Here is a 17511-nt window from a genome sequence, read left to right as displayed (position 1 = left end):
GGACTAACCTCCGTTCCGTTACGACTTTGTTCAATAGCCATCAAATGAGGAATAAGCCAGCCATCTATCCCCGAAGAGAAAGAAGGCTGGCTTATTATTTAGAACCTCAACATATCGCGAATAATAATGCCGATCATGCGATTGACTTCGCTTTCCACATCTTTGATCGCTTTATCCTTGACCGCTTTAGGCACGTCCGCTTTGCCGATTTGGCTTATAGCGTCATCGCCTGCTTGGACAACCTCTCCTATCAGACGCGCCTTCTGTACGATGCTACGGGAGTCGTCCAGCTTATCCTGAATGACATCCATTCTATCGTCAAGCGCCTTGAGGATGTCCTGAACCTCACCGGCTTCGGTGCCGATCGTCACTTCCTGCTTGAAGACGACCTTGCCGGATATGTCTCTCGAGTCGTCCAGTACCGCTTGAATGACAGCCGTGCCAGACCATACTTTGCTCGGTATGGATACTTTGCCGTTGGAATCCACTTTAACGTCCTTGCTTCCCGATACCTTCTTCCATTTCAATACCGATGAAGGAAGGTCTATACCCAATACCTTCAATCCGTATTGGTGCGTGTTTCCGTTGGCCGTTATCTTGACCGTCGGCACGGCTTCGGAACGAATGAACGCAACGGTTAACGCCTCGTTCGCTTGCTCATCGTATCTCAGCTTAATCTCGAATTTGGAATCCATTGAGCTCAGGTCGGACGAACGCACTCCTAGGTTCCGCAAAGCCTTGCTAAGAACGTAATCCTCGTTCGATAGAGTTCTCGATACGGCATTGTCCATAATGTCGTCCATTTTATCCTCGTTGCCTAGCAAGTCGGCGAATTCTTTGGACTTCATCTTCTTCAAGACGTCCAGCATCGTTCCTTCTACGCCGCCGCGTTCCTCGCCGTCTCCGTGGAGGAAGATCAGGATATCGTCGACCGTCAATGCCTTCACTTTACCGGCCGTCGCGATTTGTTTCAACGCCGTACGGAATTCCGGATTCGTCCGCATCGCTTCCAAATCGGAAGCTTGAGGATCGTATTGGAAAGAACTTATGGCGATTATAACCTTCAGGAGGCTTGCCTTTAATTGCGCCTGATCCGCGGTTTTGGGTAGATTCGGAGCAATCCGGTTCCAAAGCGGGTCGATCAGCGATAGGTTTTTCTCGACGTTCAATTGCGCGATTTCGTTGCGCGCGTTCCTCACCGCCTGAGCATCCCTTGGATCTCCGGCCTGAAGCGCTCCGTGCAGCTTATTGATTCTCTCGAAGTAAGGTTCGGCAGGGAATACTTCGCCCGGCGTTTCGGTCGCGATTAACGTGACTTCCTGCTCGAAGATGACTTTAGCCGGACCGCCACTCGGTTTCGTCAGCTTCGCCTGGATGACGGCGGTAGCGCTTGGAACGAACTCCGGAATGGTGACCGTACCGTTCGGTAAGACGACGACATCCGGACTGCCCGAAGCTTTAACCCACGATATCGCGGCCGACGGAACATCGATTCCGAATGACTTTAATGCGTACACATGCTTGAGCCCGTCCTCGCTGACTTCCGCGGAGGCGGTCGACTCGGAACGAATGAGCGCTATGGTCATCGCGTAAAGCGCCGGCTCGTCCTTCTGCAATCTGAGCGACAATCCGAGAATCGTTGCTCCCAAATCCTGAGCTCCGATGCCGAACGTTGCGATCATCGAGCTGATCTTGTAAGCTTCAGTATCGGCGATCAGCAACTGCATCGCTTGAAGAGACAATGCCGAAATCGCTTGCGGATTGCCGAGAGTCTGCAGCAACTCCGCGGGCGACATGCTCTCGAGACGCTCCCGAATCATTCCGTCGACGCCTTTGATAGCTTCTCCGTCTCCGAACAGGAACACCAGAATATCGTCCATGACAAGGTTGCTGACGCCTCCGGCGGCTCCGATCGTCTTCAGCGTCGCGCGGTATTCCGGATTCGTGCGAATCGCTTCCAAGTCCGATGCCTGAGGGTCGTATTGGAAAGAACCGACCGCTTTGAAGACTTCGAACAAGCTCGCCTTCAGCTTCGCTTTATCGGCGGAAGCCGGGAGTTTAGGCGCGATTTTCCTCCACAGCGGATCCAACAATGCTTGGCCCGTCGTTGCATCCAGGGCCGCTATTTCGTCTCGCGCATTCCGCACGTCCTGCACGTCGGCGGGATCCCCGGCAAGGAGCGCCTCATGCAGCTTGTTCATCCGTTCAAGGAACTGCTCGGCCGGGAACTCGGTCTCTTCTCCGGCTGCGGTCAAGGTTACTTCTTTCTCGTAAATGACCTTTGCGGAACCTCCGTACGGGTTGATCAACTTCGCCTGAATAACGGCCGAAGCGCTCTCGACGCCCTCCGGAATCGTCACGGTCCCGTTCGTGGCGACCTTGATGTCCGCGCTTCCGGATACCTTCGACCATTGCAGCGCCAAGGCGGGGACGCCGATTCCGTAAATGTTCAAGCTATAAACATGCTTGAGTCCGTCTTCGCTGATGACTACCGTCGAACGTGCAGCCGATCGAATATAAGCGACGGTCATCGCGTTGATCGCCGGCTCGTCCTGCTTCAGCTTCACTTGAAAGCCGAGTACCGTAGCTCTAACATCCTGCGAAGTCACGCCAAGATTAGAGAGGATCGAGCTGAATTTGTAATTGTTCGTTTCCGTAAGCAGCTTCTCCGTCGCTAGAAGCAATACGGCCGTAATTCCCTGCTTATCCCCTAGCAGCTGAAATAATTCGAACACCGACTTGCTGGATAGAATCTCGGCTACCGTGCCCTCGACTCCTTTCTTGCCGGCACCGTCGCCGAAAAGAAACACGAGGAAATCGTCCATATTGATGGAGGCGTCGCCGCCCGCCGCGGCGATCGTCTTCAGCGTTGCCCGGAATTCGGGATTCGCGCGGATCGCTTCCAAATCCGATGCCTGCGGATCGTAACGGAACGATCCGACGGCCTTGACGAGCCTGAACAGGCTCGTCTTCAGTTGTGCCTGATCTACGGTCTCCGGGAGATTGTCGCTGATCTTATTCCATATCGGATCGATAAGAATCTGATCCGCCGTCTCGTCCAACCCCGCGATCTCGTCGCGCAGCTCCCTTACGTCTTGCACGTCCGCCGGATCTCCGGCCGCGAGCGCCGCGTATAACTCGTTCATTCTTTCCAGAAACGCGCTGGTAGGCAGTCCGGACTCCGCAGCGTTCGCTACCCGATTCAAACCTAATTTTTCCGCCCAGCCTTTATCGCTGAGGGGCAATCCTCCAAGTGATGCGGCAAACATGGACATCGCGAGCGCGGATGCAACCGTCTTCTTTCCAAACTTCGACATAGGAGTCACCTCTGGTCTTTCTGATAGATTAGAATAAAAGAACGGGAACTTGCTGTCTTACGCCTTGGTTCAAGCTTGGTCGACCGACGGAATAATAGATGAATTCCGTTCCGATCAGATTTTCTTCCTTGAAGACGTTGCGCCCGTCGATCAAGATCGGACGTTTTAACACCGTTTGCAGCTCGCCTAGATCGATCTCGGCGAACTCGTCCCACTCCGTGAGCAGACATAACGCGTCAGCTCCTTGAGCCGTTTCTAAAGCCCCATCGCACCAGATAACACCTTCCTTCCCGAACAAGGTCCGGAAGTTAGCCATCGCGACAGGATCGTAGGCTCTTACCTTCACTCCGTTGTCCAGAAGATGCTGTATGATCTCCAATGCGGGCGAATCCCGCACGTCGTCGGTATTCGGCTTGAAAGCCAAGCCCCATATCGCTACCGTCTTCCCTTTCAATTCGCCGTTGAATATCGTTTCCAGCTTCCGGATCACGTTAAAGCGTTGATCCTGGTTCACCTCCACCACCGAGCGCAGCAGCTTAAACTCGTAATCCACGTGACCGGCGATTTGAATGAGCGCGCTCGTATCCTTCGGAAAACAAGAACCGCCATAGCCGATACCCGCCTTTAGGAAAGACGGCCCGATCCGCTTGTCGTACCCCATTCCCTCCGCTACCTGAGTGACGTCCGCACCTACTTTCTCGCAAATGTTGGCGATTTCGTTAATGAACGAAATCTTAGTAGCCAGAAACGCATTGGAGGCGTACTTGATCATTTCCGCGCTGCGGATGTCCGTCACGACCACATGCTCCGTCAGCGACCGATGAAGCTCGACCATCGCCTCCGCCGCGCCGGGATTGTCGGCTCCGATAATGATCCGGTCGGGATGTAGCGTATCCTGGATCGCCGAGCCCTCCCGCAGAAACTCCGGCAGCGAAATGCTGTCGAAGGGCATGCCCGTGCGGCCGCGCATCAAGCTTCCCAACCGTTCGTTCGTCCCGACGGGAACGGTGCTCTTCACGGCTATGATCTTATAGCCGTTCATCGCATCGGCGATTTCCAGCGCGGCTTGCTCGATGTAAGCAAGATTAGCTTCTCCGCTAGGAAGCGGAGGCGTACCGACCGCAACGATGATCAAGTCGGAACGGCGTACCGCGTTACGCAAATCCGTCGTAAACGACAGCTTGCCCGCTACCCGATTGGCCGCGGCAAGCTCCTTCAACCCCGGCTCGTATATGGGAATGCCGCCGGCATTCAAGAGATCTATTTTCTCGGGATCCTTATCCACGCATATGACCTGATTGCCAAGCTCCGCGAAGCAGACGCCCGACACGAGCCCGACGTAACCGGTTCCGATGACCGTAATGTTCATGCTCGCCCCTCCTCTATGATTTGAATGTCGTCTCTTCTAAGCTTGCAATGCTGCAAATTTGCATGATCTCGTTCCAGTCGAACGCGAGCCTGACGATATCCTCTTCGATCAGCTCGGATCCCGTCTGAACCTCGATGATGTCCATCTCGGTTCCCGCCCGCAAGCTGTGCCTGCTTCCTTTGGCTATCGTTAGCACGTCGCCCGACTTGACCGGGAAGGATAAACCGTCGAGAACCATCAAGCCATGGCCGGCTACGATCGTCCAGACCTCGTCCCTAAGCTCGTGGTACTGATAGCTAAGATTACGATCGGGTGCAACGCGGATTCTCTTCGTCAGAACCTCCTTGCCGTCCGGATATTTCAAATAATCGAGTACCCGGTACCCTCCCCAGCGCCGTTCCTCGTACATCGGACGTTGGTCCGAATGCTTCATGACTTCCTTGATCATGGGACTGGCCGACTTCTCCGAAACCAGAATTCCGTCAGGGCTCGCCGCCACGATAACGTTGGGCAGGTTTAGCAGCGTGATCGGAATATCCAGCTCGTTGATCACGTGCGTATTGACCGAATCGCCGGCGATGATTCCTTTACCGATCAACGGGGATTCGATCTCCTCCGTGAGCGTGTTCCATGTTCCGAGATCTTTCCATTCGCCGTCGTAAGGCAAAGCAACGACGTGCTGGGATCTCTCGACGATCTCGTAATCGAAGCTGATCTTGGGCAATCTGGAATATTGCTTCGACATCTCGTCGTACTGGATCGGGAAATCGTGCGCGATCAGGATGTTAATGAGAAAATCGAGCTTAAACGCGAAAACCCCGCAGTTCCAAAGCGCGGCCCGTTCGATCATGGCGGCGGCTTCCTCTTCGCGGGGCTTTTCTTTGAAGCTGTGAACTTTAACGTAAGAGTTGCCCGCTTCGGAACCACCGTCTTCCGGCACGATGTAGCCGTACTTTTCCGAAGGGAAGGTCGGCTTCACGCCCATGAGCGCCAAATCCGCGCCTGATTCGTTCAAGACGCGCTCGAGCTCCTTCGTTCTTTGGAAGAACGATTCTTCCACATAAGGATCGACCGGCATGACGACGATCGTCTCGCCCAAGCCGACGCCTTGCACCGAATACAAATAAGTCGCGGCAAGCGCGATCGCGGGAAAAGTATCTCTTCTCTCCGGTTCGACGATAACCTCGATATCCCCGCCGAGCTGGCCATGAATCATCTCCACCTGAGGTTTGCTCGTCGCGATATAGGCGTCCCGTAGCAAACCGGTATTTGAGATTTGCCTCCACACCCGTTGAACCATCGATTCGTGCAAGCCCTCGTCGTTCTTCAGTACCTTCAGGAATTGCTTGGATCGCGACTCGTTAGACAACGGCCATAGCCGTTTGCCCGAACCGCCGGATAACAATACGATTTTCATGACATTCCCTCCAATCTAGCGGATTCGATCTCCTTCGTCCAAGTGTTATAATAGTTGGAATTTTTGCCGTAGGAGTTATCGAGCAACGTGTTCGGCTTGTCCAACAGGCAAGAGAGGATATGACCGTGCAATCGCGAGGTTTGAACGCTCTTATAGCCGCTAAACCGCTTGATCGCTTTATTCACGAGGTAATCGCTATACTTGCCCCAGATCGCCTGCATCGGCAACGTACCGCTTCCCTTGGTCATCATTCTGCCGATGACGCTGATCGATTTCTTCTCGATCTTGTTGTACAGCGATCCCCAATCCAGATAATCGCCCCGGCCCGCGGACTCCAATCTCGCCTGCTCGCCCGTCTTCTCGATATCCGTACGGAAAAAGCACAGCAGATCTTTGCCCGGAATGCTCTTGGTTCGGATCGGCCAAAGCTGATGGGCCATGTCCGGCGATAAGTAAACGGAGCAACGATGGAATTTGAGCGTCGCCATCTCGTAGGACGACGGATCCCGGACATAGAGATGAACGTCCGGGTGCCCGTTGAAAATATCGGCGGTACGGTCGAACTCCGCTTCGTTCTTGTAATAGATCGTCTGGGGAAGAATGACGATCCGATTTTCCGGATAGCTTGCGACGATTTTCTCGCGCAGCTTCTGATGTACCGGGTACAGATCGCCGAAGTTGCCGCCTCCTTGCAGGACGATGATTTGATTCCTCGGAATCTTCAAGCCGTCGGGGAAATCAAGGACGCTGTAACGTCCCTTCACGCGAATTCCGTTCGCCTTGAAGAAAGCTTCGGCCCCTTTCATGATCAGCAGATCGCCGCCGTTGTTGTACACCGGATAATCGACGTACTGAATGCTTGAGCCCGAAGGTATCGAATGGAGAATCTGGCGCAGCTGTCCCTTCAAAGCATCCATGGGGTGAACGTTTCGTTTAACTTGCATGTCAGCGCGCTCCTTTGCTTTGTATCTTCGACTTTATAATCCCAATTAAGTAACGAAAATCGTTTTTGTCGAACAGCATTCCGCTTATTCGCACCTGAAAGACGATACGCATTGCCGCTAGCGTCACGATTAAGCGAATGACGGCTCCGATTAATAATGCGAGCGCTATTCCGTTTAAGCCGTACAACGGAGTAAATACGAACAACAGGCCGACCGTAATAGCCAGCGCGATGATCTGCCGAATGAGCACCAATCCCGGCCGCCCCATCGCGTTGAACGAAGATGCCAGAATCCATGCCCCACCTCCGAGAATGCACTCGAATGATAACAAGTAGAACGCGTTGCTTGCCGCAAGAAACGGAGCCCCGAACAATATGCCCATCAGAAGCTTGCCGACGAACATGCTCGGAACGACGATAATCGTCATCGCGATCAAGGATAACCGGAAAGCCCGGCCGACCGTGGCGATGATCTTGTCCTTGTCCATCCCCGTTACCTTCGGAAAAATGACGTTCGTAATGGCCATCTGCACGACGTTGTACATCCGCGAAAGCGCGAAGACGACGGTATAAAGGCCGAGCTCCTTCGCCGTTAGCAAAGAAAGGATGACGATCTTATCGAATTGCGATGACAAGGTGCCCAGCAATTCTACTCCGAACACCTTGCTCCCGTACCCGAACAGCGCTTTGGCCGCCGCTCCGTTTCCGATGCCGCTTCGATTATCCAGCCGGCTTGCATCCGACAAGCTGAACCAAGACCAAGTCACGACGAGTACGCTCGTCACCAGAAATACCAGAGCAGCGTAATGAATGCTGAGATTGCCGACGGCCCAAAGCCCGATCAAACCTGCCAGATTGCATAAGGGAACGTATAACCGCACGCCATTGTAGATCTTGAAGTTCCCCGTGCTCTGCGCAAGCGCCGAGATTAGATTGATCGCTAGCAGAATAGGAACCATCAGTACCGTATACCAACGAGCCGTCTGAATAATGGCTGGAGGATAGCTCTCGAGCCAAGCCGGGAGCCATATCCACGCGACGATGCCGGCGAACAAGCTGACCGATGCCTGAAACATAAAGCCCAGCTTTACGAATTCCGCTCCGCCGCCGGCATTTCGTTTCATGTTGTAGATTAGAGAGGTCGGCAGCCCGAATCCGACGAGTCCCGCGAGCAGCGTCGGCCAGAAGAGAATGGCCGAAAACTCGCCTTTGCCGACGACTCCGAACATGCGGGCCGTTACGATCGAAGTCAGCGTGCTGATCACCATGACCAGAAAATTGGCCGCGCTAGTACGGAAAATCGTCTGAGCGAGTCCGTTTCCTCTCCATGCTTTGCGAATCGCTGCCAGTTGTGCCATACCGTTTCGTCAACTCCTGCCGTTATATCGCAGAATCCCGACGAGCGATCCGTTGCGGTAATAAATCTTAACGATTTGCCTGATGAAGGAATTGAAATGGAAGATCGAGAATAAGGACGTTCCTACCGCTTGCAGCATTCGAATCGTATGCTTAGCGACGGATACGGCGCCTCTATCCTGCATCCTTACCGCGTCGCTCACTCCTTGCCAAAATATCCGCTTCAAGAACCACTTCTTGGTCGTTCGTTCTTTGGCGATCTTATGCTTGACCAGCGCATACGAGGAATAGTAAACCTTATACCTTTCGCGAAGCCTCGCGATCAATTCGCTCTCTTCGCTCGACAACAGATTGTTGCCTACCCTGCCCAGATCCTCTCGGAACGGCTCGATGTGGTCGAAGACGCTTCTGCGAAAGGCTACATTAGCGCCGTAAGGAATCGCCGGCGCGGGCATCTCCTTCACCCCTCGCGTATAATCGAGAATCGTGAATACCGCGCGATATTCCGGAGGAATCCACGCGGGCTCGCCAGACTCCCAGATCGGATCGATTTGACCTCCGACGCAGCCGATGGCCGGATCTCGCTCGAATACGTCCACGATATGCTGTACCCAATGGCTTGAGGCAAGCGCGTCGTCGTCGAGGAATAGAATGTATTCGCCGTTCGCTTCCCTGATCGCCCGGTTGCGCGCAACGGATAAACCGAGCTTGCTCTCGTGGATGTAGCGAACCCTAGGTCCGTGCCGCTGACTCAATCCTTTCACGACTTCCGCGGTATTGTCCGTGGAACGATTGTCCACGACGACGATCTCGATCTCTTTCTTGTCGAAGCTTTGAATGAGCACGCTCTCCACCGCCTCGCCCGTATCGCGCGCTCTATTGTGGGTACAGATGGCAACCGTAACCTTCATCATTCAACTCCTCCTTGATAGACCTTCTTGATTCGCTGGGCGATCGCGCTCCATTCCAGTTCCTTCAACACCTCTTCGTAACGGAGGGCTTTCCCCTCTCTTTTCACGTTCAAAGCCGTTTTCATCGCGTTCGTCAATCCGTTCGAATCGCTTGGATCGTAACCGACGACCATATCCTCCGCGAAATACTCGTCGATGAAGTCATTGTCGGGCATAACGATCAGCTTCTTGAAGGAAAGTCCGAGGATCGCGGAGCCCGAGGTCGTTATCTCCTTATAAGGCATGACCATGACGTCCACGGCTCCGATCAGGTCAGCCACCTCTTCATTAGGCACGAATCGCAAATCCAGGACGATGTTACTCGTATCCTCGACCTTCCGAAGATAGGCTTCCATTTCCCCGTCCGCTTTGCCCGCGACGATCAGGTAGGAGCGTTTGGTCTTGATCTCATTAAAGGATTCGATTAAATCCTCGACGCCCTTATAAGCTTTGATCGCTCCCAGGAACAAGAAAACGTCGGCGTCTTCGCCGATGCCGTGCCGCTCCCTTACGTTCATCCCCGACGGCTTGTACACGCCCAAGTAATGGCCGTGCTTCACGACGAACAGCTTGCGGGCCGGAACGCCGAATTCGGATACGACCTTTCTCTTGATGGATTCGGACGCCACGATAAGCTTGCTGCAGAATCGGCAAATCAGCGATCTCATGAACCGCTCCATCCTTGGATACTTCGTTTGATGCGGATATAGGTTATGAATGGTCCATACGAGCTGAACGTTCTTCAGCTTCAAGTAAACCATCGTCAGGACGAACAGAAAGGATTTCACGATGAACAGCAGAGGATTGCGATTCTGGTAGGCGTGATGCATCCAATGAACGTGGACGATGTCCCCCGGCCTTGTTTGGCCGACCTGCAGCAGCAGCTTGCCATGCTTCAAATCCCTGATGTCCAACCCCGCTCCGCTCAGCGAATCCGTCAATAAATCGTTGTAGAAATTCAATTCGCTAGATTTAGGCCACATCCATACTTTCATCGCTTCTCACTCCTCGTTCCTCTGTTCCATTGATCCTCTGCGTCCTCAGTTGTACCTGCGGACCCAATCATTCGGTACTTTGATTTCCCGAATGACCTTTGCCGGCGTTCCTCCGGCCAGCACGTTCGCCGGAATATCCCGGGTGACTACGCTCCCGGCCGCGATCACTGAATTTTGTCCGATCGTCACTCCCGGCAAGATGACGACGCCTCTACCGATCCAGACGTTACCGGAAATATGAATTTCCTTGCTCTCCGCTCGGTCCTCGATATCCACGGGATGGAAGCTGGAATCGATGATATTCACCATCGGTCCGATAATCGTATTGCTGCCGATCCGAATTTCCTTCGTGCAGCCGATGTCGAGGCCGTAATTAAAAAATACGTTGTCTCCCACCCAAAGCTTGGCGCCCTTGGCTACCGAAATAGAAGACGGAAATTGCTTCGCATAGAAGGAAACGTTGCGTCCGATGATGCACTTGCCTTTGTTCCGCACCGTTAACTTCCCCGATATCCGGCCGAGCCTGCCGACCGAATCGGCCTTCAACGTCAATATCGCCGCGCCCTTAAGGACGGCCAACAGCTTGCCGAAACTCAATTGATTATGATGAACGCTCATACGATCAACCCGCCGTCTCCGATTTCAATTTCATTACCGTGAGCGAATGATAGGTTTGTTCTACCTTCTTAGCGATCGTCCGCATATTGAAGTCGTTCATGACGCTCGCATAGCCTTGGCTCGACATCCCTTGATGATCGACCGTCTTGTCGTACACGCTCCGTATGGTCCGATACAGCTCCTCGACGTTTCCGTCCTTCACGATAAATCCTCCCCTAGTCTCGCGGATGATTTCGGGCGCTCCTCCCGAGTCGGATACGATGACCGGCGTTCGCATCAACAGCGATTCGATGATGACTCTGCCGAACGGCTCGTTCAACGAAAAATTAATCGTCAGGTCGCACTCTTTCATGACTTCGAGGGGTTTGTCGCTGTATCCGTAGAAAATGACGTTTTCCTCCAGGCCGTAGCGTTTGACTTTGTCGATCAAATCGTTGTAATACCCGTCCGAGCCGTCGACCGAAGCATCGCCGACAATGAGCAGCTTCCAGTTGTACCTCTTGTCGTCCGCCAGCTTCTTGACGGCTTCGATGACGAGGTCGTATCTCTTCCATTCCACGATTCGCCCGAACGTACCGATGATTAGCGTATCGTCCTCCATCAGCGTTCGGCTCTTCGTTCCTAACACCAGCTCCGGATCGACGCCATTGTAAATGATCGTTTTGTTGTTACCTCGAATAGAACCGGCCACGAAATGGGAAATACAGATAACCTGATCGAAAAACCTGGGCAGCACGAAATTGAACATCCGCAAATGCGTGTGGTCCCTGTGATGCCAGATCAGCTTGCTCTTCACCATGCACCTAAGCGGCGCCGTATACCAGGGAGCCCTCCAGCCGTTGGCATGGATAATCTCGATGCGGTTCTTCTTCACGAATGACTTGATCCGCATCAGCGTCTCCAGATAACCGAAGCCGAATTTTTGCTTGATGCTGTTCAACCGAAGCGGAAAATGCTCGTACTCGGTCCTGATCTCGGGCAAGTAAGCCGCATTGTCCGGAGTCAGCAAGAAAATACGGTATTTCGACGTATCCAAGTAGTTGATCAAATGGATCAGGCTTTGCTCGGCGCCGCCTTTCTTATCCGCATGGGTGACGAACAATACGTTCGTTTTTCCGTTGACCATTTACAGCACCTGCTTTATTGGATAAATGGGAGTTAACGAACGGATGTAACCGCTCAGCACTTCTTTGTGGTTGTAATTCTTGCGCAGGAAATTTTGCGAAGACTCCACCAGCTCTTTGGCCGTTTGAGGATTATCGAACAATCGTTTGATGCTGCGGTAAAATTCCTCCGGCTCGTCCGCGATCAGAATGTGCTCGTTATTCACGAGCCCCGTTCCTTCGTAACCGATCGAGGTGGAGATGACCGGCAAGCCGTTCTGAATCGCTTCGATCGTCTTCAGCTTCACGCCCGCGCCGTTCTGCATCGGGTTAACGAACAAATACCCGTTCTTGTAAATGTCGTCCAAGCTTTTCGGCGTATCGTGGACGATAACGTTCGTCAGATCGTATTGGTCAAGCCAGCTTAAGCTCATCTTCCTGCTGTTGCCGGCAATGATGAACCTGTAGCCCGGTTCCTTCCGCATGAGCGGATGCACATGGGTCAGATACCATTGAATCGCCTCCCGGTTATTAACCATGAACAGCGAGCCGATGAACACGACGTGTTTGTTCTGGAACGTGCCCGAGGCAAAATTGCCCATCTTGACCGGCGGCGGCAGAAAAACGCTTCTGGCGGCCGGATTGCGCCGTTGGAAGGATTCATACTCCTTGCTGGAGATAAACAAATATTTGTCGACCTTCTTCAGCATCTTCTTCTGCAGCCTGGCGAATTTGTCGCTCTCCATGCGGTAGTAAAGTTTATGGATCACGTTCTTGGTGCTTCTCGCCAGCGCCCTGAAATAGACCGCTTCGTCGTTATGGACCCGAAGGATGACGCTGTCGTGCCGGATCTTCGGATTGTCCAAGATCGGATAGACGTAGTCGCCTTCGAGCAGCACGTAATCGTAATCCCCGTCGATATCTACGTTCCTAAGTTCGGTTCTCGAATGAACTTGCATCGGCGTCGAATGCATGAAATCGGAAAGCTTGCTTCTGCGCTCGCATAGCTTGACTTGCTCGATATAAGGTTTAACGGCTTCCAAATCCGACTCGGAAGGCTTTTCTCTCCCGCAAACCGCGAGGTGGATCGTCCATCCGAGCTCGGACAAAACCTTGATTCTTCCCCAAGTATCGACCCTTGCGCCGTGATCGGCAGGGTAGGGGAAATCGCTGCAAACGATAAGTATTTTCATTTCGCCACCCTCTGCCTGTTGGACTGATTGAATTCGTTATGACCTAAGAAGAAGCTTATAAAAGCGAATAGCAGCCACACCTCGTACTTAATCTCGAGCGCGATGAAGAGAAAGGAAAGCAATATAAAGACAAGGGCCAGAAACAGAATAGAGCTGGATTTCACCTTGGCGATTAGATTTTTGGCGAGCAGGTAGAAGAAGGCCACCGAGAAAATCCCGCCGAACATCACCCACTGGAAAAAACCCGATTTGACGCCTAAATTTTCATCCGAACCCGAATACTGCAGGAGCTCCCCTGCATTAATCTGGCTGATGCCGAATGTGCTGTAGTAGAAGTTGGACATCAGGTTGATCGAGTCGTCCACGTACTTGTCGAAATACAGCAAGTAGGCTCCCGTGCCGACGCCCAAAGGATTGTGCAGAACCGTTGCCAACGAGATGATGATCGTCCCCATCCGCGTATACGAAGACGTATAGTTCTCGATATCGTTGCTGAACGAGCTGACCAGTCCCGCCGAGAAATAAGCGATGAAATAATACATGGCCAATACGACGCCAAGCAGCAGGATGAAGTTTTTCTTCTTCCTGAAATCCAGGAATTTCACCATCGTGACGACGAGCGTGAGCAAGCTTACGATCAGGAATCCTTTCGATCCCGTTACGAACAGGTAGAACAAGAAGAATCCGGACACGTAGGTGATCGATAACGCTTTGGCGAAGCCGCTCAAATACCGGGTCAAATAAATAAGAATCGAAGCGTACACCACGACAATGGAGCCCGTCGTACTGCTCTCCGAAGTTAGCAGCCTGACTCTCCAATAGGGATTGCTGCCGGCATGCAAGGAAGATAACGCGTTCGGAATGCTCATTAACTCCAAGATCATGATGAGAATCAACAGCGTGACTACGGCGAAAAAGCAGCCGTATAGTACTTTGAAGCTTTTGATTTGCGAGAACACGAGCTGCATATGCCGGATATAGAATAGGATCACGACGAAGTAGATGAGTACTTTGACCGCTTTACCCAACAGATTCTCCGAACCGAAGCTATAGCTGCCTTGCATGAATTGATAGAGAACGTATACGATGCTGACGAAGCTCAAATAAACGATAAAGGCGAGCAAATACTTCTGAAGCTTGGACGCCAGCATCACCTTCTTGTGCTTCGCCAGCATCGCGACCTCGCAGAAAATGAACAGAGGAAACAGTACGATTATGGGCGATCTTCCTATTTCTCCGATCGAGTTGACCAACGGGAAATCCTGATAGACGGTCAGCACCAGCAAGAAAACCAGATAGAGCGGCAGAAACCTAGACATATCGTTGCATCGATACGGAGTACCGGTCGTTCGGCTTCTTCACGGCGGCTTCGTACAATCTCTCGATTTGTTTGTTCATCTTGTCGGAATGGAACTTCTCGTAGAAGATTTTCTCGCCCGCTAGTCCCATCTGTTCCAGAATGCCTTTGTCCAACGCCCGCACGATGTCCGCCAGCTCTTCCTTGTTGTCGAAATCGAATACATATCCGTTCACGCCATGCGTGATGATCTCCGGCAATGCTCCTCTATTGCTTGCGATGACGGGCTTCTTGTTCCGAAGCGCCTCGATCGCTACGATGCCGAATCCTTCCCACCGGGACGGAACGACGATGGCGTCGCAAGCCTTCATGTAACGGTCGATCTCCGAATTGTCCACCCACCCGACCATAACCGCGTTATCGGGGTATTCGTATTCGCGTTGCTTCAATACGGTATCTCCGACCAGATAGAGATTGACGTCGGTGAACCGATGCTCCTTGAATACCTCCAGCAGCAGGTCGAAACCCTTCTGACGATCGAAACGGCCTACGAAGAGCAAATTGATTTTCTTCTTGTCTACCGCGAACGGCTCCTTCGAGCTTGGAGCAGCATCCGATACTCCGTTGTACACGACGACCGATTTGTTGGAGGGGATTCCGTAGCTCATCGACATCTCGTATTCATAGTTCGAAATGTTGATGATATAATCCGTCCGAAGCGACATAACCTTCTCCACCCAAGCGAACAGCTTTCTTTTCCAAGGCTTCGTATCCATGAGAAAAGACCAACCGTGGGAACAATAGATGACCGCGGGGCGCTGTCTCCGTGCAAAAAACAACGTTCGCAGGAATAAGCCTGCGAACGTTCCGTGGACATGCACGATATCCGGATTGATTTCCTTGACCGTCTTGCGAATCGACTTCATTGCTCTGAGAAAATAAGACGGCTTCCTCTTGTAGGGATACATGAACAGCCTGTCGGGGCTGATCTGCAACGATTCCCGATTGGAATTCAGCTCGGATACCATCAGATAAATATCGTGATTATCCGATTGGTACTTCAAAACTTCATTTAGATGGGTTTCCACGCCGCCCTTAGTAAACTCCGATATATGAAGAACCTTTGACATGACTTCGCCTCCATTTCTTCATAGATTGTTTAGGATGCGCCCCTCGAGTTAAAGATAATGACCACCGTTTTCAGCATGATCTTGATATCGAACAAGATCGATTTCTTCTTGATATACGAGATGTCCAGCTCGACCATTTCCTTGAAGCCGATGTTGTTTCTTCCGCTGACCTGCCACAGCCCCGTGCACCCCGGAGTCGCGGATAATCGCTTCTTGTCGTAGCTTGTGTAATCATCTACTTCCATCTTCGAAGAAGGCCTTGGTCCTACCAACGACATATTTCCAATGAGCACGTTGAGGAATTGGGGCAACTCGTCGATGCTAGTCTTGCGAATGAACTTGCCTACTTTCGTAATTCGAGGATCGTCTTTGATCTTGAACATGGCGCCGCTTAGAAAGTTACGGTCCATAACATCCTTCAGCTTGGCTTCCGCATCCGCGCACATCGAACGGAATTTGTATATCCGGAACGGCTTCTCGTCCTTGCCTATTCTCATCTGGGAGAAGAAGACGGGGCCTTTGGGATCCTCCAGCTTAATCATGATCGCGACGATGAGGAAAAGGGGACTAAGTACGATCAATCCGAATGAAGCGCCTAAAATATCTACCGTGCGTTTGAGCACAGAATACAGGGAAACCTTGCGACTATCCGCTTGTTCCGCCGCTGTATTCGCGTAATAATCAGCAACACCCACCACCGCTTCATCTCTGTATTGTGGAGTCATTATCGCTCACTCCTTCCTGCTATCAATTGTTTTCCGAGCTCGCGCTCCATGATTTCTCCCAGTTCGGCTAGAAGCTGGTGTCTTAAATCATTGCTCCGAAGGGCGAAATCGATCGTCGTCATGATAAAGCCGAGCTGCTCGCCCACATCGTAACGGGTTCCTTGAAAATCGTAGACGTAAACGCCTTTATCCGCGTTCAGCTTCTGAATGGCGTCCGTCAATTGAATTTCTCCGCCGGCTCCGCGTTCGTGCCTACCTAAGTATTCGAAGATGTCGGGAGTCAGGACGTAACGTCCCATAATCGCTAGATTAGAAGGCGCCTGGCCCTTAGCCGGCTTCTCCACGAAGTTGTTCACCCGGTACAGATTGTCCACCCTCTCGCCCGGATCCACGATCCCATAGCGATGGGTTTGATCTACTCCGACCATCTGAACGCCGATAACCGACTTTCCGGTTCGCTCATACTGCTCTATCAATTGTCTCGTGCAAGGAACGTCGGCCTCTACGATGTCATCGCCGAGAAGCACCGCGAACGGCTCGTTTCCGATGAAATTGCGAGCGCACCATACGGCATGCCCCAGACCTTTCGCTTCTTTCTGCCGAATGTAATGAAGATTAACGTTCGAGGATTTGCGAACCTTCTCCAAAATTTCGAATTTGCCTTTTTCCTCTAAAATGTGCTCGAGCTCGAACGCGATATCGAAGTGGTCCTCGATCGCCCGCTTTCCTTTACCGGTAACGACGATGATATCTTCCACTCCCGATTCGATCGCTTCCTCCACGATGTACTGAATGGTCGGCTTATCAAGAATGGGAAGCATTTCTTTCGGCATCGCTTTCGTTGCCGGCAAAAACCGTGTACCGAGTCCCGCGGCGGGGATAATCGCTTTTCTCACTTTGTCCACCATTATGATTTCACCCTATCCTGTTTTTTTATATATGAATCAAGAACTACCATAGGGCATCGAACCCCACCTCACGTCATACCCTTGACGATTTACGTCTAAGGTCGGCTGACCCACAGCATGACCGAGTGCCTCCGGTGATAGAGGTGCAGGAGACATTACCTAAAATTAATCGCGTTATGTCATCGTTCGA

Annotated in this window: 14 protein-coding genes; all 14 read right to left on the bottom strand. The window is 52.3% G+C overall.

Annotation, left to right across the window (positions count from 1 at the left end; genetic code table 11):
* Positions 1–98: 98 nt before the first annotated feature.
* From DFP95_RS23815 to galU, 14 genes are read right to left on the bottom strand one after another with little or no spacing between them, the layout of a single operon-like run.
* Positions 99–3317 carry a hypothetical protein gene (locus DFP95_RS23815; protein ID WP_115995196.1) on the bottom strand — a complete coding sequence of 1073 codons (3219 nt, stop codon included), beginning with the start codon at positions 3315–3317 and terminating at the stop codon, positions 99–101.
* 28 nt (positions 3318–3345) lie between these two features.
* Positions 3346–4686 (bottom strand): UDP-glucose dehydrogenase family protein, encoded by a 1341-nt coding sequence (locus tag DFP95_RS23810; protein WP_115995195.1) that lies wholly within the window; start codon positions 4684–4686, stop codon positions 3346–3348.
* A 13-nt stretch (positions 4687–4699) separates the two neighbouring features.
* Positions 4700–6103: a sugar phosphate nucleotidyltransferase gene (locus DFP95_RS23805; protein WP_115995194.1), complete on the bottom strand. Its 1404-nt coding sequence runs from the start codon at positions 6101–6103 to the stop codon at positions 4700–4702.
* A complete protein-coding gene (locus tag DFP95_RS23800) occupies positions 6100–7047 on the bottom strand; it encodes a polysaccharide pyruvyl transferase family protein (RefSeq protein ID WP_115995193.1) in 948 nt (315 codons plus the stop codon). Before DFP95_RS23800 ends, DFP95_RS23805 begins: the two co-directional genes overlap by 4 nt.
* A 1-nt stretch (position 7048) precedes the next feature.
* Positions 7049–8404: a lipopolysaccharide biosynthesis protein gene (locus DFP95_RS23795; RefSeq protein ID WP_115995192.1), complete on the bottom strand. Its 1356-nt coding sequence runs from the start codon at positions 8402–8404 to the stop codon at positions 7049–7051.
* 9 nt (positions 8405–8413) lie between these two features.
* The gene (locus tag DFP95_RS23790; protein ID WP_245987917.1) at positions 8414–9316 is read right to left on the bottom strand and encodes a glycosyltransferase; all 903 of its coding nucleotides are present in this window, start codon (positions 9314–9316) and stop codon (positions 8414–8416) included.
* Complete coding sequence (locus DFP95_RS23785) at positions 9313–10347, bottom strand: glycosyltransferase (protein WP_115995190.1); 1035 nt, start codon at positions 10345–10347, stop codon at positions 9313–9315. Before DFP95_RS23785 ends, DFP95_RS23790 begins: the two co-directional genes overlap by 4 nt.
* A 45-nt stretch (positions 10348–10392) precedes the next feature.
* Positions 10393–10965, bottom strand: coding sequence for an LbetaH domain-containing protein (locus DFP95_RS23780; RefSeq protein ID WP_115995189.1), 573 nt, complete (start codon positions 10963–10965; stop codon positions 10393–10395).
* Positions 10966–10969: 4 nt separating this feature from the next.
* Complete coding sequence (locus DFP95_RS23775) at positions 10970–12091, bottom strand: glycosyltransferase (protein WP_115995188.1); 1122 nt, start codon at positions 12089–12091, stop codon at positions 10970–10972.
* On the bottom strand, positions 12092–13261 hold the full coding sequence (locus DFP95_RS23770) for a glycosyltransferase family 4 protein (RefSeq protein WP_115995187.1): 1170 nt from the start codon (positions 13259–13261) through the stop codon (positions 12092–12094).
* Positions 13258–14580, bottom strand: coding sequence for a hypothetical protein (locus DFP95_RS23765; protein WP_115995186.1), 1323 nt, complete (start codon positions 14578–14580; stop codon positions 13258–13260). The genes DFP95_RS23770 and DFP95_RS23765 overlap by 4 nt, the downstream gene beginning before the upstream one ends.
* Complete coding sequence (locus DFP95_RS23760) at positions 14573–15688, bottom strand: glycosyltransferase family 4 protein (protein ID WP_115995185.1); 1116 nt, start codon at positions 15686–15688, stop codon at positions 14573–14575. Before DFP95_RS23760 ends, DFP95_RS23765 begins: the two co-directional genes overlap by 8 nt.
* A gap of 29 nt (positions 15689–15717) precedes the next feature.
* On the bottom strand, positions 15718–16413 hold the full coding sequence (locus DFP95_RS23755) for a sugar transferase (RefSeq protein ID WP_115995184.1): 696 nt from the start codon (positions 16411–16413) through the stop codon (positions 15718–15720).
* Positions 16413–17321, bottom strand: coding sequence for a UTP--glucose-1-phosphate uridylyltransferase GalU (gene galU / locus DFP95_RS23750; protein ID WP_181907583.1), 909 nt, complete (start codon positions 17319–17321; stop codon positions 16413–16415). The genes DFP95_RS23755 and galU overlap by 1 nt, the downstream gene beginning before the upstream one ends.
* Between the last annotated feature and the right edge of the window lie 190 nt (positions 17322–17511).

Origin of the sequence: Cohnella lupini (genome assembly GCF_003386205.1) — a bacterium.
Taxonomy (GTDB): domain Bacteria; phylum Bacillota; class Bacilli; order Paenibacillales; family Paenibacillaceae; genus Cohnella; species Cohnella lupini.
This window is presented reverse-complemented; position numbering and strand designations above follow the sequence as displayed.